Here is a 22,137-nt window from a genome sequence, read left to right on the forward strand (position 1 = left end):
ATATTTCGCCTTGTTTGCCGCCAGTTTGTGCTTTTGATCGGCGGTCATGCAGCTCATTTGATCAATTGAAGAGATGGTGGTGATGGCGGCCGCACCTCACGTGAGGCAATCCGAGCTCAGCGATGCCTTGCGCGGTTGCCGCAGCGCCTTCATCGGCGTTGGGGCGATGAGCTGCATCATCAACCTGCTGTACCTCACCGGCTCGATCTTCATGCTCGAGGTCTACGACCGGGTGCTGCCCAGCCGGTCCGTGCCGACCCTGATCGGCCTGATCATCATCGCCGCCGGGCTTTACGCCGCTCAGGGCGCGCTCGACATGATCCGTAGCCGTATTCTCGGCCGCATCGGCACCGCCCTGGATGAGAGCCTGAACGCGCGGGTGTTCGACACCGTGGTGCGGTTGCCGCTGGCGGCCGGCGGTCGCAACGAAGGGCTGCAGCCGTTGCGCGACCTCGACAACATCAGGAGCTTTCTCGGCAGCCAGGGGCCGGGCGCGTTCTTCGATCTGCCGTGGCTGCCGCTGTATCTGGCAATCTGCTTCGCCTTTCACGTGATGCTCGGCGTCACCGCGCTGGCCGGCGCCATCATCCTCGTCACCCTGACGCTGATCACCGAATTCCTCACCCGCACTCCCGCCAAGGAGGCGATGGGGCTCGCCGCCCGCCGCAATGATCTCGCCACCGCAAGCCGGCGCAACGCGGAGGTGCTGGTCGCGATGGGCATGACCGGGCGCATGCTGTCGCGCTGGAGCGAGACCAACGAGAAATATCTCGCCGGCAACCAGCGCGCCAGCGACGTCGCCGGCGGCCTCGGCGCCATCGCCAAGGTGCTGCGCATGATGCTGCAGTCCGCGGTGCTCGCGGTCGGCGCCTATCTCGTGATCCATCAGGAGGCGACCGCGGGCATCATCATCGCCGGCTCGATCCTGAGCGCGCGGGCGCTGGCGCCGGTCGATCTCGCGATCGCGCATTGGAAGAGCTTCGTTGCCGCGCGCCAGAGCTGGCGCCGTCTCAGCCATCTGTTGCAGACGATGCCGCAGCGACCGGCGCCGACCCTGTTGCAGCCGCCGGTCGGCAAGCTCTTGGTCGAGGCCATCTCGATCGTCGCGCCCGGCGATCAGAAGGCGATCGTGCAGGACGTGAGCTTCGCGCTGTCCGCCGGCAACGGCCTTGGCATCATCGGCCCGAGCGCGTCGGGCAAGTCGTCGCTGGTCCGCGCGCTGGTCGGCGTCTGGCGTCCGGTGCGCGGCCATGTCCGGCTCGACGGCGCGGCGCTCGACCAATGGTCGACGGACGAGCTCGGCCGCCACATCGGCTATCTGCCGCAGGATGTCGAACTGTTCGGCGGCACCGTGGCGCAGAACATCTGCCGCTTCGATCCGAAAGCCTCCGCTGACGGCATCATCGCCGCCGCCAAGGAGGCCGGCGTGCACGACATGATCATCAAGATGCGCGACGGCTACGATACAGAGATCGGCGAGCAGGGCGCCGCGCTCTCGGCGGGCCAGGCGCAGCGCGTGGCGTTGGCGCGCGCGCTCTATGGCAACCCGTTCCTGATCGTGCTCGACGAGCCCAACTCCAATCTCGACACCGAAGGCGACGAGGCGCTGTCGCGCGCGGTGCGCTCGGCGCGGGCGCGCGGCGCGATCGTGGTCATCGTCGCACACCGGCCGATCGGCATCGAGGCGGTCGATCAGGTCCTGGTCATGAAGGACGGCCGCGCGCAGGCCTTCGGTCCGAAGGAGACGGTGCTGGCGCAGGTGCTTCAGCCGCGCCCGCCGGCACCGATCAAGATCGTCTCGGAGGCCGGAGTGACGAAGTCATGAGCAGTCAGGTCGTCGCTGGTCCTCTTCCGAGGGCGCGCAAGCCGGAGAGCGTGCGCGAGTCGATTCGGCGCCACCTGCTGGTCGGCATGGGCGTCGTCGTTGCAGTCGCCGGCGGGCTCGGCGGCTGGGCCGCGACGCAGCAGATCTCCGGTGCGCTGATCGCGCCGGGCCAGATCGTGGTCGAATCCAACGTCAAGAAGGTGCAGCATCCGACCGGCGGTGTGGTCGGCGAGCTCCGGGCGCGTGACGGCGACGTCGTCAAGTCCGGCGACATCGTGGTGCGGCTCGACGACACCGTGACCAAGGCGAGTCTCGCCATCGTCACCAAGAATCTCGATGCGTTGCAGGCGCGCGCCGCCCGGCTCGAGGCCGAGCAGCGCGGCTGGGCCAAGATCCTGTTTCCGCCGCAGTTGCTGCAGCGCATGAGCGATCCCGAGGTCAAGAGCCTGACGGCGAGCGAGACCAAGCTGTTCGAGGTCCGCGTCAACGGCCGCGTCGGGCAGAAGGCGCAGCTGCGCGAGCGCGTCACCCAGCTGAACGAGGAGATCGAGGGCCTCTCGGCGCAGGTCAGCGCCAAGGACCAGGAGATCGCGCTGGTGCAGAAGGAGCTCGATGGCGTGCGCCAGCTGTATGAGCAGCATCTGGTGCAGCTGTCGCGCCTGACCGCCCTGGAGCGCGACGCCGCCCGCCTCAATGGCGAGCGCGCGCAGTTCATCGCGGCCCGCGCCCAGGCCAAGGGCAAGATCAGCGAGACCGAGCTGCAGATCATCCAGGTCGACAAGGACATGGTGAGCGAGGTGTCCAAGGACCTGCGCGAGACCACCGACAAGATCGGCGAGTTTGTCGAGCGCAAGGTCACCGCCGAGGACCAGCTGCGCCGCGTCGACATCCGCGCGCCGCAGGACGGCATGGTGCTGCAGTCGACCGTCCACACCGTGGGCGGCGTCATCACCGCGGGCGACGCCATCATGCTGATCGTGCCGCAGAGCGACGACCTCCAGGTCGAAGCCAAGGTCAATCCGCAGGACATCGACAAGCTGCAGGTCGGCCAGAAGACCTTGCTGCGGCTCTCCGCCTTCAACCAGCGCACCACGCCGGAATTGAATGGCGTCGTCAGCCGCGTCTCGCCCGACGTCACCACCGACCAGCGCACCGGCCAGAGCTATTACACCATCCGCGTCTCAATGCCGCCGGAGGAGATCGCCCGGCTCGGCGACGTCAAGCTGATTCCGGGCATGCCGGTCGAAGCCTTCGTCCAGACCGGCGACCGCACCGTGATCTCCTACCTGATGAAGCCGCTGCACGACCAGCTGATGCGTGCGTTCCGGGAGAAGTGAGGCAAGGGCGATCACGCCGCTGCTTCGAGACCATTGGCGCTGCCCCAAACTCAGTGTCATCCCCGCGAACGCGGGGATCCATAGCCACCGGCGGACATTGGCTTGCCCGAAGGCTCAACGTGTGACCTGCCTCAAGCGAGATCACGCGGTATGGGTCCCGGGTCTGCGCCCGCTGACGCTTTGCGTCACCGGGCTTGCCCGGGACGACACCGATTTTATTGGTCGAGCTTCGTCAGCAACAGCTCCAGCGCGCTTTTCGCGAACAGCTGCATATTGGCGCAGCGGTCGCTGCGGCCGCTCTCCAGAGTGACCACAGCGGTCGCGGGGCCGGCCACCGCGAAACAGGCATGGCCAGCGGCGTCGCCATAGCGGTTACCGGTCGGGCCGGCCGCGCCGGTCTCCGACAAGCCCCAATCGGTCGCAAAGCGTGTCCTGATCTGCCGCGCCAGCAGCTCCGCATAGGGCTCTGACGCCGAGCGAATGCTCTTCATCGCCTCGTCCGGAATGTCCATCAGCACGCGGCGGGCGTCGCGCGTATAGACCACGGCGCCGCCGAGGAAATAGGCGGAGGCGCCGGGCACCGCGAGCAGCGCCGCCGCGATCAGGCCGCCGGCGGAGGACTCCGCAACGGCAATGGTCTGCTTGTTGGCGATCAGCCGCGCCGCGACCTTCTCGGCGACAGCGATGAGGTGCTGCATGGCGGTCATCCTTCGGCAGCGTCGACACCCGCTGCCGCCGGCTGCTGTTCATTCCCCACCATCATGCGCCGAAAGCGCGCGCCAAGGAAGGCGCTGCCCCTCGCAGCGATCACGCAATGACCGGCTCGCGCGCCGCGACGGCCTGGCGGCCGCCGCGATAGACGGTCATCGCTGCGATGATACCGAGCACGGCGGCGCACATCAGCCAGTAGCCGGGCGAGGCCTTGTCGCCGGTCTTGTTGATGAGCCAGGTCGAGACCGCCGGCGTCGCGGTGCCGAACAGGCCGGCCGCCAGCGCAAAGGCGATCGAGAAGCAGGTGGTGCGGACATGCGCAGGCACGATCTCGACCAGGCAGCCCAGCATGGTGCCGCTGTAGACGCCGAAATAGAACGAGAACAGCATTTCGACCGCGAGCAGCTTGCCGAAGCTCGGCGCCGCCGCGAGCCAGTGCAAGGCGGGATAGGCGGTCAGCAACGCCAGAGCCGCGATGGTCACCAGCACCGGCTTGCGTCCGATCCGATCCGACACCGCGCCGCCAACCGGATTCCATAAGAAGTTGGTTACGGCGACCAGCAGGGTGACGAGCAGTGAATCCGCCGCCGACAGCTTCAGTTCCTTGCCGAAACCGGGACCGTAGACGGTGATGAAGTAGAACATCGTCGTGGTCAGCACTGCGATCATCATGCCGAGGATCACGATGCGCCAGTTCTCCAGCGCCGAGGCGAATACTTCGCGCGCGGTCGGGTGCTTCTTCATCGCGAGGAAGGCCGGCGTCTCCTCCAGCGTGCGGCGCAGGAAGAAGATCAGCGGAATGATCAGGCAACCGATGAAGAACGGGATGCGCCAGCCCCAGGCCGCCACCATGTCCGCCGGCATGGCCTGGTTGAGCACATAGCCGATGACCGACGCGACGAAGATCGCGACCTGCTGGCTGGACGACTGGAACGAGGTGTAGAGGCCGCGATTGCCGGGCGTGGAGATCTCGGACAGATAGACCGACACGCCGCCGAGCTCGACGCCGGCCGAGAAGCCCTGCAACAGCCGCCCGAGCAGCACGATGATCGGGGCCGCGATGCCGATCGTCGCATAGGTCGGGCAGAACGCGATGACAACGGTGCCGACCGCCATGATGCCGAGCGTCACGATCAGGCCCTGGCGCCGGCCGATCTTGTCGACATAGGCACCGAGCACGATCGCGCCGACCGGCCGCATCAGGGCGCCGAGCCAGAACACGCCATAGGCGTTCAGCAGAGATGCAGTCTCGTTCTCCGATGGGAAGAACGCCTTGGCGATGATCGGGGCATAGAACCCGAACAGGAAGAAGTCGAACTGCTCGAGGAAATTGCCGCTGGTGGCGCGCAGGATCGCGCCGATGCGCGAATGGATCGTAGCCGGCTGCGGGATTGACGTTGAGGACACGCGGGGAAACTCCTACCGTCGAGAGGCTCGTGCGGAGGATTTCTACGCCGGCCGAAGGGAAAGGTGCGACAATCTGCCACACCAAGCCATGGCGGCCAATAGCTTTGCGCTCAAGGCGCCCTAGGCCTGAACAGAATTGCCGGCGGCCGACTTCTGCTGCGTTGCATCCTTCAGCCATTGCCGGAACGCCTTCAGCTTCGGCGGATCGGTTCGTCCCTCCGGGGTCACCAGATAGAACCCGGCGTCGCTCGGCAGCGCCATCTTGAACGGCACCACCAGCCGGCCCTTGGCGATGTCGTCCTGGACGTAGGCTGTGCGGCCGATCGCGACGCCGAGCCCGTCGATCGCAGCCTGGACGGTCATCAGCGACAGGTCGAAGCTCAGCCGGCCCTGCCTCGACATCTCCACCGGCAGACCCGCCGCGGTCAGCCAGAGCCGCCAGTCGTCGTCATAGCCGCCGCTGGCCTGCAGCAGCGTGTGATGCGCGAGGTCCTCCGGACAGCGTAGCGGCTTGTCGCCCTGCAGCAGCGCCGGACTGCACACCGGAAACAGCTCGTCGGCCATCAGCCATTCGGCCCGGACGCCCGGCCAGTGGCCGCGGCCATAGCGGATCGCAGCGTCGACGTCGTCCTTGCGGAAGTCGACCAGGGTGGTCGAGGTCGTGATCCGCACGTCGATGCCGGGATGGGCTTCCTGGAATGCCGTCAGCCGCGGCAGCAGCCATTTGGCGGCCAGCGAGGCGATGGTGGAGACCGTCAGCACCTTGGCGTTGTCCTTGCGCACCAGCCGCTCGGTCGCCAGCCGGAGATCGTCGAACGCCGCCCGCACCAGCGGGAGATAGTCGCGGGCCTGCGGCGTCAACGCCAAGCTACGGTTCTGGCGGACGAAAAGGCGCAGCCCGAGCTCATCCTCCAAGCGCTTGATCTGATGGCTGATCGCGGTCTGCGTCACGTTCAGTTCGGAGGCCGCGCGGGTGAAGCTCAGATGCCGCGCCGCGGCCTCGAACGCCCGCAATCCATTCAGCGACGGCAGCCGGGTCACTCAGGGTCTCCCGTTTGCATGACGTTATATCATCCGAAGCGGTAGTAAATGTCGTTTGTAGATGAAAGGCAAGCCTCCGATAGTGCAGGTTCAGTGCAATACAGGAGGCTTTCATGTCTTTCTACGTCTCCTCGTCAATGACGAAACATCATACTCCCGGCTTCTGGTCGGGGGTGGCCGAGCTACTCGCCGCCTGGCGCCTCCGCTACCGCACACGGCACGAGCTGGCGCAATGGTCGGAGCGCGACCTGCACGACCTCGGCCTGTCCCGTAGCGATATCGCCGCCGAGATCGACAAGCCGTTCTGGCGGGGTTGAGCCCCTCACTCGTCCCGTCGCGCCGGCGCCGCTCCGCAAAGGAGGGCGCCGGCAATTTGATCTCCGCCGGAGTCCGTCATGCCGACGTCCGCCGTTGCCGATTTCGCCGCCGCGTCCAACGCCATTCACACCCGGCGTGGCGACGAGGTGCGGCTGCGCTTCGTGACATCGGCTGATGCCGAGGCGCTGCAGACCTATGTGCGCTCCTTGAGCCCGCGCTCGCGTCACAAGCGTTTCCTCGGCGCGCTGAGCGAACTGCCTCCGGCTGTGCTCGACGATTTCGTCGCGCTCGGCCGCAACGACCGTTACAGCCTGATCGGCGTGATGGATCACGACGGCGTCGAGAGCATCGTGGCCGAAGCGCGCTACGCGCTCGACCGCGATACCGGCCGCGTCGAGTTCGGCCTGTCGGTGCAGGACCGCTGGCAGGGCCACGGCATCGGCCCGGCGCTGATCGCGAATCTCGAGCGCCGCGCGGTTGCGCTCGGCGGCGTCACGCTATCGGGCGATGCGCTGCGTACCAACGACGTGATGATTGCGCTCGCCAGGAAGTCCGGCTTCGATCTTCGCCAGTATCCCGATGACTGGACCTTGGTGCGATTCGAGAAGGAGCTGAGGCACCGGTCTACGGAATCGCCAAGCGGCGGCCTGAGGGTAGTGGACCGTGAGCCGCGCATCATAGCACATTCATGATATGACGTCCGTCATGCCACGCGCAGGCGGAGTATCCCATGCGCTGCGGTCTGTCCACGTTCCTCTCCGCGAGCTGCGCGTACTGGATCGCCCGGTCAAGCCGGGCGATGACAGTCGTTGTGAGGCGAGCATCGGCAATCGAATGACTACGCCGCGCCTCAAAACATCTCCACCCACGGCCTGAGCTCGATCTCCCAGCTCCAGGCGCTGCGCGGCTGCTGAAGCACGCTCCAATAGCTGGCAGCGATGGCGTCCGGGTCGAGCATCGAGTCCGGGCGCTCGGCGGGCTCCTGCCTTGCCGCACTCCTGATCCCGCCGTCGATGACGAAGTGCGCGACGTGGATGCCCTGCGGCGACAGTTCGCGCGCCATGCTCTGGGCGAGGCCGCGCAGCGCGAACTTGCCCATCGCGAACGGCGCCGACTGGGCGTAGCCCTTCACGCTGGCGGAGGCGCCGGTGAACAGGATGGCGCCGTGCTTGTTCGGCAGCATGCGCTGTGCCGCCTGCTGCGCCACCAAGAAGCCGCCGAAGGCGCTGACGGCAATCGACTGCTGCACGTCGGCCGGCACGAGATCGGTGAGCGCTCCGCGCGCCCGCGCGCTGGCATTGTAGACCACGAGATCAGGCGCGCCGATCTCGCGCTCGACGATGCCGAACAGCCGCTCGACCTCCTCCGGATTGGTCGCATCGCAGGGGTAGGCGCGGGCGCCGGTCTCGTTGCAGAGCGCGCCGAGCTTCTCGATCTTGCGCGCAGCCAGCGCCACGCGGATCTTCTCGCGCGCGAACAGCCGCGCCAGCGAGGCCGAGAGCCCTTCGCCGGCACCGACGATGAGGGCGATCTTGTAGGCTGGGATATCCATGGGCAGGTCCTTGGGCCAAAGCGTCCGCAGGAATCAAGCTAATGCACCGGCGGCCGACTTCCTACGGCTCGTCCCCACATTTTTGCCACGCGCCCTCAGGTGGGGCGCGGCTGCAATCCGGCGAGGCAACCAATCTCCTCCAGCACGACGTCGAGTCGGCTTCGATCGTGCAGGAACGCGTATTTGCCGCGGAGCATGGCCAACGAGCGCGCATGATATTTCTGCGGCTTCTGTGTCCACGTGAAGTCACCCAGCTGCACGCTGAAGACGTCGCGCTGTCCCGCCAGTGCCTGCTCGTTGGCGAGCGTCCACGGCATGAACAGCGCGCCGACTTGGCGGGTCAGGATCGGCATCAAGGTCAGTGACAGTTCCGGCCACAGCTCGAACTCGCCTTCGGCGCGCGGCCATAGCATGCGGTGGATCCAGGCCAGCACATGCGGCGCGCGGCCTTCGATCAGGGCGCCGGCGGTCGGATCGGTCCACAGCTCGTAGAGCTGGCCCCACAGTCCGAAATCGCCGTAGGCCGGACGGTGGCCGAACAGATACGGCCTGACCGAGAGATGTCGTTCGAGCAGGTCGAGCATTTCGGCAAAGCCCTGCTCGATCTGCGGCGCGTTGATCTCGTTCGAGCCGACATACCAGAGCCGCTCGACCATGCGGGCGCGGACTTTATCCGCCACTTCGCCGCACTCGGCCTCGTCCGCCCTGGGGGCGCGGATGCGGGCGATGCGTCCGGCCGAGGCGCGCTGATCGAGATCACGGGCCCAGCGATAATGGAACATCCACTTGTTGCCCCACTCGTCGCCGAACTCCTCGATCAAGGCCGAGATGAAGCTCGTCAGCGCGTCGCCGGGATGAATCGTGGGTTGCGGAAAGTCGAGCTCCAGCGCGTCGATGATCGGCGTCGAATCCTGCATCGGCACCTCGCCGGGGCCGACCACCAGCGGAATGATCGGCAGCTTGGCGTGCCGCGCGAACTCCGCCTCGCTTTCCGCATTGCGCAATATCCATTGATGCGGAATGCCCTTGTAACGCAGATACGATCGCACCTTGACCGAATAGGGCGACATCTCCGCCCCGAAGATGCGATAAACCTCCGTCGGCTGATTGGTCATGGATCTGCTCCCGGTTCGGCGCACGCCGCTGCTTGTTGTGTATCCGATCAGGCGCAACCTGTCGAAGAGTCCATCAGAGACTTGCGGAAACGAACGAGGGCTTAACGATCATGCATCAGTTCCTGAAACGCGATGACGTGATGACCGGCGGCGCGAGGCCGGAGTTGCTGGCGCCCGATACCACGGGGCTGAACTTCTATCGCGCCGATCCGGCGCTCACCGATCTCCTGCGCATCCATCTGCCCGAGACGCTGTTTCGGCACCTCGTGCCGCATCTCGACCGTCTCGGCGAACTCGCCGGCTCCTATCTCGACGAATGCGCCCGCTTGGCTGACCGTCATGGCCCCGTGCTGCACCAGCGCGACCGCTTCGGCCGCGACGTGCAGTGGGTCGAGTATCATCCCGCGTATCGCGAGCTGGAGCGCGCCGCCTTTAGCGAGTTCGGCATTCATGCGATGTCGATCCGCAAGGGCATTCTCGGCTGGCCGAGCAAATATCCCGTCGCGGCAAAGCACGCCTTCACCTTCCTGTTCAACCAGGCGGAGTTCGGTCTGGGCTGTCCGATCAATGTCACCGATGGCTGCGCCAAGCTGCTGGCGAGCTTCGGCAGCGACGGGCTCAAGGCCAAGTACCTCGATGGCCTGACGCAGACCGACATGAGAAAGCTGACCCAGGGTGGCCAGTTCATGACCGAGAAGGAGGGCGGCTCCGATGTCGGCACTTTGACGACGGTCGCCGTCCCGGAGGGCGACCATTGGCGCCTGCATGGCGAGAAATGGTTCTGCTCCAATGCCGATGCGAAAGTGGTGATGCTGCTGGCGCGGCCGCAAGATGCCGAAGCGGGAACGCGCGGCGTCGGCCTGTTCTTGATGCCGCGCTTCCTCGATGACGGCAGCCAGAACCACTATCGGATCGTGCGCCTCAAGGACAAGCTCGGCACCCGCTCGATGGCCTCGGGCGAGATCAAGCTGGAGGGCGCGATCGCCTATGCGGTCGGGCGGCTCGATCGCGGCTTCGTGCAGATGGCCGAGATGGTCAACTCGTCGCGTCTCTCCAACGGCGTCAAGTCGACTGCGCTGATGCGGCGGGCTTGGCACGACGCGATCACGGTCGCGCGCAACCGCGTGGTGTTCGGAAAACGCATCGTCGACCTGCCGCTCGGGCGGCGGCAACTGCTGAAGATCCTGCTCGCGACCGAGCAGGCGCTGTCGATGAGCTTCCTCACCGCCGACGCGCTCGACCGTGCCGAGGCCGGCAGCCAGGAGGCCGCGGCGCTGCTGCGCATCCTGACGCCGACATTGAAGTTCCGTGCCACGCGCGACGCGCGCAAGGTCTGCGGCGATGCCTTGGAGATGCGCGGCGGCATCGGCTATGTCGAGGAGTTCGTCACCGCGCGGCTGCTGCGCGACGCCCATCTCGGCTCGATCTGGGAGGGCACCGGCAACATCGTCGCGCTCGATGCGCTGAAGCGCGCCGTGGGCCGGCACGGTGCGGAGGCCGCGCTGGCAGCCGACCTGCATGCGCGGCTCGACGACAGCGCCGCCGTGCCGCAGGCCTGGCGCGATCAGCTGCATCGACTCGTGGATCGTGCCGTGGGCTTTGCGCGCGAGGTCGCGGGACGCGCCGACAATGAGTCCGAAGCGCGCCGCGCCACCAGCCTGCTGTATCACGTGGCGAGCGCCGTCTCGACGACCTGGGAAAGCGCGCGCATCCACGCGATGCGCGGCGACGCGCGCAGGCTGTTGCTGGCGAAGCTCGTCGTCGCGCACCGGCTGACGCCGTCCGATCCGTTCCGGCTTGCGGAAAATAGGATGGATGATGCGATCGCCACGCTGCTGCTCGGCGAACGTACCGCTGACATGGAGGAGGTTGGCGAACTGCTGTCAGCGGCGTAGGCTTGCCGCGACCAACAACAAACAAGATCGGGAGAACGCCAATGAAAGCCGCCGTGCTGATGGAGGTCAACAAGCCGCTGGTGATCGAGGACATCAGTGTGCCCAAGCCGGGGCCGCGGGAAGTGCTCATCCGCACGGCGGTGGCCGGTCTCTGCCATTCCGACCTGCACTTCATCGAAGGCCTGTATCCGCATCCGCTGCCCGCCGTGCTCGGCCATGAATCGGCTGGGATCGTCGAGCAGGTCGGCGCCGACGTAACCTATGTGAAGCCGGGCGATCATGTCGTCACGTGCTTGTCCGTGTTCTGCGGCACCTGCGACAACTGCACGACGGGCCGCCCGGTGCTGTGCACCGATACGACGGTGAAGATGCCGCCCGGCGCCTCCAACCGGCTGTCATGGGGACGAAGTGAGAAGCTGCACCAGTTTCTCAACCTCTCGTCCTTCGCCGAGCAGATGCTGGTGCACGAGAATGCGATCGTGAAGATCCGCCCGGACATGCCGCTCGACCTCGCGGCGCTGATCGGCTGCGGCGTCATCACCGGCTATGGCGCCGTCGTCAACACGGCGCGGGTGCAGGCCGGCGAGACCGTGGCCGTGATCGGCTGCGGCGGCGTCGGCATGGCTGCGATCAACGGCGCCGAGATCGCGGGCGCGGGCCGTATCATCGCCATCGATACCAATCCGGCCAAGCTGCAGCTTGCGACGAAACTGGGTGCGACTGACATCATCAATCCCGCTGAGGGCGACGTCGTGGCGCAGGTGCGCGAGCTCACCAAGGGCGGCGTGCATCACGCCTTCGAGGTGCTCGGGCGCAAGGAGACCGCCGAGCAGGCCTTCGCGATGCTGGCGCCCGGCGGCACCGCGACCATCGTCGGCATGATCCCGTTCGGCCAGAAGATCGAGCTGCACGGCTTCGACTTCCTGCGCGAGCGCCGCATCCAGGGCTCGTCGATGGGCTCGAACCACTTCCGCGTCGACATGCCCCGTCTCGTTGAGTTCTATCTGCGCGGCAAGCTGCATCTGGAGGACTGGATCTCCGCCAAGCTGAAGCTGTCCGAGATCAACGAGGGCTTTGCCAACATGAAAGCCGGCAAGACGCTGCGCAGCGTGATCATGTTCGACGCGTGAGGTGGGTGGTCGGGTGTGAGGCAGGTGATGAGGTTCGGCGGGTCTGCCTATTAGTTACCCGTCATGCCCGGGCTTGACCCGGGCATCCAGCCCCTCTGGAAGATGGATGGCCGGCCTGGCCATGACGATGTAGGACGACGGCGGAATTTGGCTAGGCGTTGTTGAAGAAGCCCGATCGCGAACTAGTCCGCAAACAGCGGCGGCGGGACGAAGCCGCCGAACTCGCGCTCGATCAGCTCGGCGAGCTTGAGCGGCGTGCGATCCTCGAAGAACGGGCCGACGATCTGCACCCCGACCGGCAGGCCGTCGGCAAGCCCAAGCGGAATCGCGGTGGCGGGCAGTCCGGGCAAGGTGGCGATGCCCGGCCAGGCGAGCTGATCGGTGTAGCAGTGCTCGACGCCGTCGATGCTGATGCGGCGCTGCTCCTGGTCGGGCGAATGGTCGTGCGGATAGGCCGGCGTCGGCATGATCGGGCAAATCACGGCATCGAAATGCTCGAACAGCGTTCGCCATTGCGCGCGCAGCCGCGCCCGCGCCCCGCCGGCCTGCACCCAGTCGCGATGGCTGAGCGCGATGCCGCGCAGCCGCTCGGCCGCGAGGCTCGCTGCCTCCTTCGGCAATTGCGCGGCCGCGTGGCTGGCGCCGGCGTGGACCTCCGCCGGCATGGTGGCGCCGATGAAGCCGAGCAGCATGCGCATGTAGAGCCGGCTCGATGCGGCGAAGTCCGGCAGCAGCGGGCTCTCCGTCGTGACGCTGACGCCGGCCCGCGCGAGGTCGGCCGCCAGCCGCTCGATCGCGCCGCGCACGGCGCTGTTGGTCGGCAGCAGCGGATCGCTCGCGACCACCAGCACGCGGAAATCCTGCAGGCGACCGTGACGCGGCGGAGGCAGGTCGAGGCGAAACGCCTTGCCGGCTTCGAGCGGGTCGGGGCCCGCGATCACATCGAGCAGCAGCGACAGATCAGCGGCCGAGCGGGCCATCGGGCCGACGACGGCGAGGTCCGCCTCGCCCGGCAGCGGCTGAAACGGCGGTGGCGTGTGGCCGCGCGAGGCCGCGAGGCCGTAGGTCGGCTTGTGCGCGGTGACGCCGCAATGAAACGCGGGGACCCGGAGCGAGCCGCCGATATCGGAGCCGAGCGACAGCGAGCCGTAGCCGGCCGCCAGTGCCGCGGCCGATCCGCCGGACGAACCGCCTGGCGTGCGGCCGAGATCGTAGGGATTGTTGGTGGTGCCGTAGATGTCGTTGTAGCTCTGCCAGTCGCCGAGCCCGAGCGGCACGTTGGTCTTGCCGAGCACGATGCCGCCGGCATCCTTCACGCGCGTCACCGTCAGCGCATCCTCGGCCGCGATGAAATCCCTATGCTGCGGAAAACCCCAGGTCGTCGGCAGGCCGGCGACGTTGTAGGATTCCTTCACCGTGAGCGGAAGGCCGAGCAGGGGCCGCCGTTCGCCGCGCGCCAGCGCCGCGTCGGCGACGTCAGCGGCAGCGAGCGCGCGCTCGAAATCGCGCACGCAGACGGCGTTGATCTCGGAGTCATGACGTTCGATGCGGTCGATGGCGAGCTTGGTCAGCTCCACCGACGAGATCTGACGATCTGCCAATGCCTTCGCCGTGTCGACGGCGGTTGCGAACGTCCATTGCGGTGCGGCCAAGGTCGATCCTCCCGGTGCGATGTTTGCCGGGAGTCTTAACCGATGCGGATGGCGATCGCTTGACCAAAATTGCGGACTATCCTCTAGCCCGGCAGCATCCGCTGCATGACGCGGTCGCGATAGATGAAGACGTGCGCGAGTGCGGCGGCGACGTGAACGACGATCAGGATCAGCAGCAGCCATTCGGAGGCCTGGTGCAGCCCGTCGATGGCGCGGTTACCGGCCGGGTTGCGCGCGGCCAGCATCGGCAACGGAAGCAGGTAGAAGAACGACACGCTCCAGCCGCGGAAGGAGGCGAACAGCCAGCCGGTGATGGTGCTCGCCAGCACCATCACATAGAGCATCCAGTGCACGACCTCCGAGCTCAGCCGCTGCCAGGGCGGCAGCGAGCTCTCCGGTGCGACCGGATGGGTGAGCCGCCAGACGAAGCGCACCAGGATCAGCGCGAGGATGGTGAGACCGAACGAGATGTGCAGGATCATCGGCGCGCCGGGGGGTGTGTTCGCGTGCAGGTCCGGCATCAGCCAGCCGATCGGATACTGGATGGCGAGCAGCGCCACCGCCAGCCAGTGCAGGATCTTCGCGGGCGTGCCGTAATGCAAGCGTGGCGTCATGACGAGTTTTCCGTTGTGATCGGTCTGGCGCCATCAGCCTCGCGGCTGGACGTTTCGCAAGACGCCGGGGTGCGGATGCTAGGCCGCTCCTATGAGAATTCCGACGCCGAGCACGATGATGCCGCCGAGCACGATCTGGAACACCGCCTGCAGGAACGGCGTGTCCATGTAGCGCGCGCGGATGTAGGCGATCGCCCACAGCTCGAAGAATACGACGAGACTGGCGATCGCGGTCGCAATCCAGAACGCGTTGGTCCAGGAGTCCGGGACGAGATAGGGCATCGTGTGCCCCAATCCGCCGAGCGTCGTCATCGCGCCGCACACGGCGCCGCGCAGCCACGGCGAGCCGCGGCCCGTCAGCGAGCCGTCGTCGGACAGCGCCTCGGCAAAGCCCATGCTGATGCCGGCACCGATCGAGGCGGCGAGACCGACCAGGAAGGTCTGGAAGTTCTGATGTGTGGCGAAGGCGGCGGCGAACAGCGGCGCCAGCGTCGAGACCGAGCCGTCCATCAGGCCGGCGAGACCGGGCTGGACATATTGCAGCACGAACACGCGCCGCCGCGTCTCGTCCTCCTTGTGCCGGACGTCCGGGCTGAGGATCTTGTCGGTCAGTTTCGCCGCGACCTTCTCGTGGCCCTTCTCGGCCTCGGCGAGATCGCCGAGCAGCCGGCGCACGCCGACGTCCTTGGCCTGCTCGGCGGCCTTGGCGTAGAAGCGCTCGGCCTCGAACTCCATCGTGCCGACCTCGCGGCGGATGGCGTCGAGCGACAGGTTCTTGGTCAGCCAGATCGGCCGGCGCTGCATGAAGCCCTTGACGTTCTCGCGCCGGATCGGCGGCAGGTTCTTGCCGAAGCGCTCCTCATAGAGCTCGAGCAGCATGTGGCGGTGGCCCTTCTCCTCCTCGGCCATCTGCTCGAACAGCTTGGCCGAATCCGGATAGCGTTCCGCCAGATCCTCCGCGAAGCTCATATAGATGCGGCCGTCTTCCTCTTCGGCCGAGATCGCGATTGCCAGGATCTCGCGCTCGGTGAGGTCGGCGAAGTTCTTCATTCCAAGGTCCCCGGATCTTTCGCTCTCAACATTCGAGTATTTAGAACGTTTCTAAAGTCTATATGGATTTGCTGCACCGCGGTCAAACTCCGGCCGCAGATTGGTCGCGAAACCCTTTCGTGACGTCGCATTCAAGCTCCAGTCATGGAACTGCGAGGATAGTCCGTCGTTCGCGTTCCGCTCAGCCACCTAAGGAGTTCCAATGGATAGCGTCAAATATCGGCTCAACGATCCAGGGTTGGCGCCGCGCCGCACCCGGATGGACATCCCGGGCTGGGCGGGCGAACGCCAGCCACGCGCGAATGGCTCGCATGAGCAGGTCTGGCATTGCGTACCATTCTCGGAAGGTGCGCAATATGGCATCGAGCTGTTTTATCCCTACGACTTCGAGCTGCAGGTCACCACGCGCGACGGCAAGCTGGAGCTGTCCGGCGACTGGGGCGAGCCGCCGAGCCCGAGCCTGCAATGGCCGCCATTCCGCAATTTCGGCGATGCCTTCTACACCTACCAGATCCTGCTCGATCTCAAGGTGCCCAACGGCTTTGCGATCCGGACCGAGCCGCATCCGCGATTCTACACCGACCGCACCGATACCTGCCCGATCGCCGTGCCGGCGCTGGTGCGCAGTTTCTGGCCGATGCTGTTCTTCTGCGTGTTCAAGGCGCCTGCCGAGGGCCGGACCCACATCTTCCGCCCCGGCGAGCCGTTCGCGCAGGTGATCGTGATTCCCGAGGAGGCGAACTTCACGGTCGAGCCGATGAGCCCCGACGAGGCGGCGGAACGCGAGCTGCAGTCACGCCGGATCCATGCCAGCCGGCCGGTCCTCGCCAAGGACACCGAATGGGTGTCGAGCACCGATACGGTGTTCGACGGCACCTACCGCCACCTGCATCGCGCAGCGAAGGAGAAGGCGCGCAAATCGTGAGGACGCCCTGCTGACATGAAAGAGGCGCCGACCTCGCGGCCGGCGCCCCGTCAAACCATCATCGCGATGCGATCAGTAGCGATCGTAGTACCAGTGATGGTGGTGATGATGGTGATGGTGGTGATACCAGCGCCGTGGCGGCACCACGTAGACGCGCGGACCATAGCCGTAGCCATAGCCATAGCCATAGCCATAGCCGCGCCAGTAGCCATGGTGGTGATGGTGATGATGATGGTGGTGATGGTACCATTGCGCGAGCTGAACCTTCGGCTCGGCCGTCGGCGGTCCCTGCTCGTCGAGTGCTTGAAGCACCTTGGCGGCGTTCGGAATCGGCTCGAGCAGGTCGGCGTAGGAATTGGCCTTCAGGACATCGGTCGGGGCGGGAGCCGCCGACGCCTGCGCCGTGCCGAGCGCGCCGACAGCGGCGACCGCGCCCAACAAGCCTGCGATCTTCTTATCCATAAATCATCTCCTGATGCGCATCGCCCGGATGCAGAAACGTCAACCCCGAATGTTCGTTCCTCGATTCGCCTGATAGTTCGAAACGGCGTCCGAAATCAGGCTGTCAGTCTGTTCAGGAACGTTAACAGGAGCTCATTGACTCGTTCATGTTGCTCCTGCTGCACCCAATGACCGGCGCGATCGATCAGCTCGCACAGCATCATGTTGGTGCACACTCGGGATTGCATCGCCTCAAACACGCCGGGCCGTTGGTAGATGCCCCAGTCTTGCAGGCCCGAGATGAATGCAGACGGAACGTCGATGGTGAGATCCGACCACGTCTGCAATTCAGCGTCGAATAGGCCGGACGTGCCGCAGCGGTACCACTGCAGTCCGCCCTGGAAGCCGTTTCGTTCATATTCGGCGGTGTAGACAGCGAGCTCATGGTCCGGCAGCCAGCGATTCGCCGCGATCGCCGCCGCATCCGGCATCTCCTCGGCGACGGTCTCGGCCATGGTCTTGCCGAGGTCCATCACGTAATAGGTCGGCAGCTTCGCGAGCTCGGTCGCGTTCCACGCCTGCAGCGGGTAAGGGGCGTTGCCCGCCCAGTCCGCGCTCTTGTGATGGTAATAGGCGCGGAGGAGGTCATGCAGTCCCTGCGGCGCCCGATGCATGTCCGTATTGGCCTGCCGCGTCGCGTAGTACCATTGATAGTGCTTGCGCGGCCGCGGCAGCGCGGCCAGTTCGCGATGCACGGGATCCTCCTGCGGCGCGAGGGGATGACCGGCGATGTCGAACGGTGCTGCCGGTGGCCCCGGGAACGGTGCGCTCATCATCACGACCGATCGAAAGACATCGGGGCGGATCACCGCGCACCACGCCGCGACGGGGCTGCCGAAGTCGTGGCCGATGACAGAAGCGACATGGCGATGGCCGAATGCATAGACCACGCCGAGCGCATCACGGACCAGATTGGTGAATCGAAACGGTGCGAGATCGCCGTCATAGTCGGCGCTCCACCCCGTGGTGCGGCCATAGCCGCGCTGGTCCGGCGCCAGCACGTGATATCCGGCGGCGGCCAGCGCCGGCATCAACTTGCGCCAGCTATAGGCCAGCTCGGGAAAGCCGTGTAGCAGCAGCACACAGGGGCGGCCGGGCGTCTCGAAGCCGGCTTCCAGCACGTGCATGCGCAGGCCGTTGATGCCGTCGACGAAGCGCGAGCGGATCGTGGATGGGAGGGGAAGCGGGGGAAGGGACTGGGACATGGCGTGCACTCTCCTCGCGTCGTCCCGGCCAAGCGAGCGAAGCGAGCGCGAGCCGGAATCCATAACCACAGGCGCTCATGTGACGCCAAGCTGGAGCTTATACCCTTCGCATCATCGGCTGCGGTGGCTGGGTCCCGGCGCAAGGCCGGGACGACAGCTACCGTTATTGGAGCTATGCCGCGCCCTTCTTCGGCCAGTAGCGTTCGCGCAGGTGGCGCTTGACCAGCTTGCCGGTCGGCGTGCGCGGCAGTTCCGGCTCGAAGTCGATCGAGCGCGGGCATTTGATCGGTGACAGGTGCTTGCGGCAGAACAGGATCAATTGCTCCTCGAGCGCCTTGCCGGCGCGCGCCATGTCGTGCGGCTGCACCACCGCCTTGACCTCCTCGCCCATCTCCTCGTTGGGAACGCCGAACACCGCGACGTCGGCCACCTCCGGGTGGGTGATGAGGACGTCCTCGGTCTCCTGCGGGTAGATGTTCACGCCGCCGGAGATGATCATGTAGGACTTGCGGTCGGTGAGATAGAGGAAGCCGTCGGCATCGAGATAGCCGACATCGCCGAGGGTCGACCAGCCCTTGTCATTATAGGCGCGCTTCGTCTTCTCCGGATCGTTGTGATAGGAGAACACAGGTGCGTCGGCAAAGTAGACCGAGCCGATCTCCCCGATGGGCAGATCCTGGTCGTCCTCGCCGAGGATCTTGATCTTGCCGACGACGGCACGGCCGACGCTGCCGCGGTGCTCCAGCCACTGCTTCGAGGTGCAGACGGTGACGCCGTTGCCTTCGGAGCCGGCATAATATTCAATCAGGATCGGACCCCACCATTCGATCATCCTGGCCTTGACGTCGACCGGGCAGGGCGCTGCGGCGTGGATCGCACCCTTCAAGGTCGAGACGTCGTAGCGCTTGCGGACGTCCTCCGGCAGCTTGAGCATGCGCACGAACATGGTCGGCACAAGCTGTGACTGCGTGACCTTGCATGTCTCGACGAGCTTCAGGAACTCCTCGGCGTCGAAATGCTCCATGATGATCGAGGTGCCGCCGAGCACGGATACCATCATGTTGAAGCGCAGCGGCGCAGCGTGATAGAGCGGTGCCGGCGACAGATAGATGCTGTCGGCGTTCATGCCGCACATGTCGGCGCAGAGCACGCGCAGGAACTGGTTCGGCCGATCGATCGGATTGCCTTCGAAATCCTTCTTGATGCCCTTCGGCCGTCCCGTCGTGCCCGACGAATACAGCATGTCGTAGCCGGCAACCTGGTCGGCGATCGGCGTCTTGGGCTGGGCGCCGGCCTCCTTGTCCCACGAGCGGAAGCCGGGCTCCGGCTCGTCGACCATGAAGAACAGTGGGCCGTCGGTGCCGGCGACGAGATCGCGGACCTGCTCGGCGCATTTCGGCGAGGTGATGAAGACCTTGGCGCCGCAATCCTTGATGATGTAGGCGATCTCGTCCTTGGTGAGATAGCGGCTGATCGCGGTATAGTAGAGACCGGAGCGCTGCGCGGCCCAGGCGATCTCCATGAAGGCCAGCCGGTTCTCCATCAGGAAGGCGATATGGTCGCCGGCTTTCAGGCCCAGCGCACGAAAAAGCTGCGCGCCCTGATTGGAGAGCTCGTCGAGCTCGCGATAGGTGATGGCCTTGCCGGTGCCGGCCATCTGATAGGCGATCTTGTCGGGATGGCTTCGGGCGTGGATGGAGGGGTGGGTCATGAGGGCACACCGCTTGATCAGGATGGCTGTCGTCCCCGCGAAAGCGGAGACCCATAACCACCGAATGAAATTGGGAAGCGAGCTGGAGCTCCAGCTCAGCTCGACCACGAACACGTGGGAGTATGGGTCCCGGCGCAAGGCCGGGACGACACCATTGTTGTAGCGAGGACTACAGCCGCTCCACGATCGTCACATTCGCCATGCCGCCGCCTTCGCACATCGTCTGCAACCCATAGCGCTTGTTGCGGGCCTTCAGCGCATGCAGCAGCGTGGTCATCAGCTTGGTGCCGGAGCCGCCGAGCGGATGGCCGAGCGCGATGGCGCCGCCATTGACGTTGAGCCTGTCAGGATCCGCGCGGGTTGCCTTCAGCCACGCGGTCGGCACCGATGCGAAGGCCTCGTTGACCTCGTAAAGATCGATGTCGTCGATCGACATGCCCGCCTTCTGCAGCGCGCGCTGCGTCGCCGGCAGCGGCGCCTCCAGCATGATCACGGGGTCGCCGCCCATCATGGTCATGTGGTGGACGCGGGCCAGCGGCTTGACGCCGAGCGACTTCAGGCCGCGCTCGTTGACGACCATGACGCCGGACGCGCCGTCGCAGATCTGGCTGGCCGTGGCCGCCGTCAGCTTGCCGTTCTCGGCGATCAGCTTGACGTTTCTGATGCCGTCGAGGCTGACGTCGAAGCGGATGCCCTCGTCGATGTAGTGGGTGTCGGTCGAGCCGTCGGCACGGGTGATCTCGAGCGGGATGATCTCGTCCTTGAATTGGCCTGCTTGCGTGGCGGCAATCGCGCGCTGATGGCTGTTATAGGCGTATTCGTCGAGCTCATCCTTCGAGAGTCCGTACTTCTCCGCCATCATTTCCGCGCCGGTGAACTGGCTGAACTGGATGTTCGGATAGCGGCTCTCGATGCCAGGGCTCTTGTAGTGCCCGAAGCCGTTCTTCGCCGGCAGGGTCGATGACAGGCCCATCGGCACCCGGGTCATCGACTCCACGCCGGCGGCGATCACGACATCCATCGCGCCGGACATCACCGCCTGCGCAGCGAAGTGCAGCGCCTGCTGCGACGAGCCGCACTGCCGGTCGATCGAGGTGCCCGGCACGCTCTCCGGCAGCTTCGAGGCCATCACCGCATTGCGCGCGATGTTGTTCGATTGCTCGCCGGTCTGCATGACGCAGCCCATGATCACGTCCTCGACCTGGTCCGGCGCGGCGCCGGAGCGATCGACCAGCGTATCCAGCACCTTCGCGGCGAGATCGGCCGGATGCCAGCCGGCCAGACGGCCACCCTTGCGGCCGCCGGCCGTGCGTGCGGCCGCGACGATGTAGGCTTCCGCCATGACGTGTCCTCCCTAGACTTGGTGTTCGTGATTGCGCGCGATTTAAATGCTCCAATGTCGGTTAGTCAATCGATCAATTAACTCTTGAGATCAACTCCGGCTTCGGCTTATCTGCCGCAATCAATTGCGAGATGCGTCTTGGGACCTCAGCTTCAGAACAGCGCGCCGGAAAAGCTTCCCGCGGGACGGAATGCCACCGCGGAGAAGCTGCTGGACGCAGCGAGCGAGCTGATGATTCAGAGGTCCTCGATCGAAATTTCGCTCAGCGACATCGCCCAGAAGTCCGGCGCCAACGCCGCCCTGGTCAAATATCATTTCGGCAACAAGGACGGGCTGCTGCTGGCGCTGCTCGCCCGCGATGCTGCGACCGAGGTCGCCAATCTCGATTATCTGCTGGCGCAGCCGCTTGCGCCGACGGCCAAGCTCAAGCTGCACATCAGCGGCATCATCCGCGCCTATCACCGGTTTCCCTACATGAACCGGCTGATCCACTATCTGCTGCACGAGAGCAGCGCCGAAGCCGCGGATGAAGTGTCGAAGTTCTTCGTCGCGCCGCTGTTGGATTTCCATCGCCGGCTGATCGAGGAGGGCGTCGCCAAGGGCGAGTTCCGCGCCGTGGATCCGGTGCTGTTCTATACCAGCCTGATCGGCGCCTGCGATCATCTGTTCTTCGGCCGCCACGCGATGTCGCGCGCGATCGGCGTCGGCCCGGTCACCGATGATGTCTGCCGTCAGTACATCGCCCACATGGAGGCGCTGATCTGCGGCGGAATATTGAAGAGGGCGAATGGCGAATAGGGAGTAGC

At 65.7% G+C, this 22,137-nt stretch carries 20 protein-coding genes; 8 read left to right on the forward strand and 12 right to left on the reverse strand.

The window, feature by feature from the left end; all coding sequences use genetic code 11:
- The first annotated feature begins 82 nt into the window (after nt 1-82).
- Both QX135_RS24610 and QX135_RS24615 read left to right on the forward strand, forming a co-directional pair.
- Complete coding sequence (locus tag QX135_RS24610; protein ID WP_316177357.1) at nt 83-1,825, forward strand: type I secretion system permease/ATPase; 1,743 nt, start codon at nt 83-85, stop codon at nt 1,823-1,825.
- Complete coding sequence (locus tag QX135_RS24615) at nt 1,822-3,162, forward strand: HlyD family type I secretion periplasmic adaptor subunit (protein ID WP_316177355.1); 1,341 nt, start codon at nt 1,822-1,824, stop codon at nt 3,160-3,162. Before QX135_RS24610 ends, QX135_RS24615 begins: the two co-directional genes overlap by 4 nt.
- Nucleotides 3,163-3,377: 215 nt before the next feature.
- On the opposite strand, the gene QX135_RS24620 is transcribed toward QX135_RS24615, so the two are convergent.
- The 3 genes from QX135_RS24620 to QX135_RS24630 all read right to left on the reverse strand — a co-directional run bounded on the left by QX135_RS24620 (nt 3,378) and on the right by QX135_RS24630 (nt 6,321).
- The gene (locus QX135_RS24620) at nt 3,378-3,860 is read right to left on the reverse strand and encodes a CinA family protein (protein ID WP_316177353.1); all 483 of its coding nucleotides are present in this window, start codon (nt 3,858-3,860) and stop codon (nt 3,378-3,380) included.
- 109 nt (nt 3,861-3,969) lie between these two features.
- Nucleotides 3,970-5,280, reverse strand: a complete 1,311-nt coding sequence (locus QX135_RS24625) for an MFS transporter (protein ID WP_315775542.1) — start codon at nt 5,278-5,280, stop codon at nt 3,970-3,972.
- Nucleotides 5,281-5,400: 120 nt separating this feature from the next.
- Nucleotides 5,401-6,321, reverse strand: a complete 921-nt coding sequence (locus QX135_RS24630) for a transcriptional regulator GcvA (RefSeq protein WP_315734808.1) — start codon at nt 6,319-6,321, stop codon at nt 5,401-5,403.
- A 113-nt stretch (nt 6,322-6,434) separates the two neighbouring features.
- Here QX135_RS24630 and QX135_RS24635 point away from each other — a divergent pair, with 113 nt between their 5' ends.
- Both QX135_RS24635 and QX135_RS24640 read left to right on the forward strand, forming a co-directional pair.
- On the forward strand, nt 6,435-6,638 hold the full coding sequence (locus QX135_RS24635) for a DUF1127 domain-containing protein (RefSeq protein ID WP_315734806.1): 204 nt from the start codon (nt 6,435-6,437) through the stop codon (nt 6,636-6,638).
- A gap of 78 nt (nt 6,639-6,716) precedes the next feature.
- The gene (locus QX135_RS24640; protein WP_315734804.1) at nt 6,717-7,331 is read left to right on the forward strand and encodes a GNAT family N-acetyltransferase; all 615 of its coding nucleotides are present in this window, start codon (nt 6,717-6,719) and stop codon (nt 7,329-7,331) included.
- 158 nt (nt 7,332-7,489) lie between these two features.
- Here QX135_RS24640 and QX135_RS24645 read toward each other — a convergent pair whose 3' ends face one another.
- The gene (locus QX135_RS24645) at nt 7,490-8,191 is read right to left on the reverse strand and encodes an SDR family NAD(P)-dependent oxidoreductase (RefSeq protein WP_315734802.1); all 702 of its coding nucleotides are present in this window, start codon (nt 8,189-8,191) and stop codon (nt 7,490-7,492) included.
- Nucleotides 8,192-8,286: 95 nt separating this feature from the next.
- On the reverse strand, nt 8,287-9,306 hold the full coding sequence (locus QX135_RS24650; protein WP_315734800.1) for a glutathione S-transferase family protein: 1,020 nt from the start codon (nt 9,304-9,306) through the stop codon (nt 8,287-8,289).
- Nucleotides 9,307-9,416: 110 nt separating this feature from the next.
- On the opposite strand from QX135_RS24650, the gene QX135_RS24655 reads away from it, so the two are divergent.
- Nucleotides 9,417-11,201 carry an acyl-CoA dehydrogenase family protein gene (locus tag QX135_RS24655; protein WP_316177350.1) on the forward strand — a complete coding sequence of 595 codons (1,785 nt, stop codon included), beginning with the start codon at nt 9,417-9,419 and terminating at the stop codon, nt 11,199-11,201.
- A gap of 41 nt (nt 11,202-11,242) precedes the next feature.
- Nucleotides 11,243-12,331, forward strand: coding sequence for a Zn-dependent alcohol dehydrogenase (locus QX135_RS24660; RefSeq protein WP_315734796.1), 1,089 nt, complete (start codon nt 11,243-11,245; stop codon nt 12,329-12,331).
- A gap of 182 nt (nt 12,332-12,513) precedes the next feature.
- Here QX135_RS24660 and QX135_RS24665 read toward each other — a convergent pair whose 3' ends face one another.
- From QX135_RS24665 to mbfA, 3 genes are all read right to left on the reverse strand, one after another.
- Nucleotides 12,514-13,983 carry an amidase gene (locus tag QX135_RS24665; RefSeq protein WP_315734794.1) on the reverse strand — a complete coding sequence of 490 codons (1,470 nt, stop codon included), beginning with the start codon at nt 13,981-13,983 and terminating at the stop codon, nt 12,514-12,516.
- Between the two features lie 83 nt (nt 13,984-14,066).
- Complete coding sequence (locus QX135_RS24670) at nt 14,067-14,597, reverse strand: cytochrome b (protein ID WP_316177347.1); 531 nt, start codon at nt 14,595-14,597, stop codon at nt 14,067-14,069.
- A gap of 78 nt (nt 14,598-14,675) precedes the next feature.
- Nucleotides 14,676-15,647, reverse strand: coding sequence for an iron exporter MbfA (mbfA, locus tag QX135_RS24675; protein ID WP_315713729.1), 972 nt, complete (start codon nt 15,645-15,647; stop codon nt 14,676-14,678).
- Between the two features lie 202 nt (nt 15,648-15,849).
- Here mbfA and QX135_RS24680 point away from each other — a divergent pair, with 202 nt between their 5' ends.
- The gene (locus QX135_RS24680; protein WP_315753591.1) at nt 15,850-16,572 is read left to right on the forward strand and encodes a hypothetical protein; all 723 of its coding nucleotides are present in this window, start codon (nt 15,850-15,852) and stop codon (nt 16,570-16,572) included.
- A gap of 72 nt (nt 16,573-16,644) precedes the next feature.
- Here QX135_RS24680 and QX135_RS24685 read toward each other — a convergent pair whose 3' ends face one another.
- From QX135_RS24685 to QX135_RS24700, 4 genes are all read right to left on the reverse strand, one after another.
- A complete protein-coding gene (locus tag QX135_RS24685; RefSeq protein ID WP_316234346.1) occupies nt 16,645-17,034 on the reverse strand; it encodes a hypothetical protein in 390 nt (129 codons plus the stop codon).
- Nucleotides 17,035-17,129: 95 nt separating this feature from the next.
- Nucleotides 17,130-18,200 carry an alpha/beta hydrolase gene (locus tag QX135_RS24690; protein ID WP_316177857.1) on the reverse strand — a complete coding sequence of 357 codons (1,071 nt, stop codon included), beginning with the start codon at nt 18,198-18,200 and terminating at the stop codon, nt 17,130-17,132.
- Between the two features lie 250 nt (nt 18,201-18,450).
- The gene (locus QX135_RS24695) at nt 18,451-19,989 is read right to left on the reverse strand and encodes an acyl-CoA synthetase (protein WP_316177345.1); all 1,539 of its coding nucleotides are present in this window, start codon (nt 19,987-19,989) and stop codon (nt 18,451-18,453) included.
- A 169-nt stretch (nt 19,990-20,158) separates the two neighbouring features.
- Nucleotides 20,159-21,331, reverse strand: a complete 1,173-nt coding sequence (locus tag QX135_RS24700) for an acetyl-CoA C-acetyltransferase (protein WP_316177343.1) — start codon at nt 21,329-21,331, stop codon at nt 20,159-20,161.
- A 138-nt stretch (nt 21,332-21,469) separates the two neighbouring features.
- Here QX135_RS24700 and QX135_RS24705 point away from each other — a divergent pair, with 138 nt between their 5' ends.
- Nucleotides 21,470-22,129, forward strand: a complete 660-nt coding sequence (locus QX135_RS24705) for a TetR family transcriptional regulator (RefSeq protein WP_316177341.1) — start codon at nt 21,470-21,472, stop codon at nt 22,127-22,129.
- Nucleotides 22,130-22,137 lie beyond the last annotated feature (8 nt).

The sequence above is a fragment of the Bradyrhizobium sp. SZCCHNR1098 genome (assembly GCF_032489375.1).
In the GTDB taxonomy this organism is placed as follows: Bacteria; Pseudomonadota; Alphaproteobacteria; order Rhizobiales; family Xanthobacteraceae; genus Bradyrhizobium.

What these genes read in the sequence shown, in the direction of transcription:
- QX135_RS24620 (WP_316177353.1), bottom strand. Translation starts at nt 3,860, where the DNA reads ATGCAGCACCTCATCGCTGTCGCCGAGAAGGTCGCGGCGCGGCTGATC.
- QX135_RS24655 (WP_316177350.1), top strand. Translation starts at nt 9,417, where the DNA reads ATGCATCAGTTCCTGAAACGCGATGACGTGATGACCGGCGGCGCGAGG.
- mbfA (WP_315713729.1), bottom strand. Translation starts at nt 15,647, where the DNA reads ATGAAGAACTTCGCCGACCTCACCGAGCGCGAGATCCTGGCAATCGCG.
- QX135_RS24615 (WP_316177355.1), top strand. Translation starts at nt 1,822, where the DNA reads ATGAGCAGTCAGGTCGTCGCTGGTCCTCTTCCGAGGGCGCGCAAGCCG.
- QX135_RS24640 (WP_315734804.1), top strand. Translation starts at nt 6,717, where the DNA reads ATGCCGACGTCCGCCGTTGCCGATTTCGCCGCCGCGTCCAACGCCATT.
- QX135_RS24685 (WP_316234346.1), bottom strand. Translation starts at nt 17,034, where the DNA reads ATGGATAAGAAGATCGCAGGCTTGTTGGGCGCGGTCGCCGCTGTCGGC.
- QX135_RS24680 (WP_315753591.1), top strand. Translation starts at nt 15,850, where the DNA reads ATGGATAGCGTCAAATATCGGCTCAACGATCCAGGGTTGGCGCCGCGC.
- QX135_RS24695 (WP_316177345.1), bottom strand. Translation starts at nt 19,989, where the DNA reads ATGACCCACCCCTCCATCCACGCCCGAAGCCATCCCGACAAGATCGCC.
- QX135_RS24650 (WP_315734800.1), bottom strand. Translation starts at nt 9,306, where the DNA reads ATGACCAATCAGCCGACGGAGGTTTATCGCATCTTCGGGGCGGAGATG.
- QX135_RS24670 (WP_316177347.1), bottom strand. Translation starts at nt 14,597, where the DNA reads ATGACGCCACGCTTGCATTACGGCACGCCCGCGAAGATCCTGCACTGG.
- QX135_RS24635 (WP_315734806.1), top strand. Translation starts at nt 6,435, where the DNA reads ATGTCTTTCTACGTCTCCTCGTCAATGACGAAACATCATACTCCCGGC.
- QX135_RS24700 (WP_316177343.1), bottom strand. Translation starts at nt 21,331, where the DNA reads ATGGCGGAAGCCTACATCGTCGCGGCCGCACGCACGGCCGGCGGCCGC.
- QX135_RS24660 (WP_315734796.1), top strand. Translation starts at nt 11,243, where the DNA reads ATGAAAGCCGCCGTGCTGATGGAGGTCAACAAGCCGCTGGTGATCGAG.
- QX135_RS24645 (WP_315734802.1), bottom strand. Translation starts at nt 8,191, where the DNA reads ATGGATATCCCAGCCTACAAGATCGCCCTCATCGTCGGTGCCGGCGAA.
- QX135_RS24610 (WP_316177357.1), top strand. Translation starts at nt 83, where the DNA reads ATGGCGGCCGCACCTCACGTGAGGCAATCCGAGCTCAGCGATGCCTTG.
- QX135_RS24690 (WP_316177857.1), bottom strand. Translation starts at nt 18,200, where the DNA reads ATGCACGTGCTGGAAGCCGGCTTCGAGACGCCCGGCCGCCCCTGTGTG.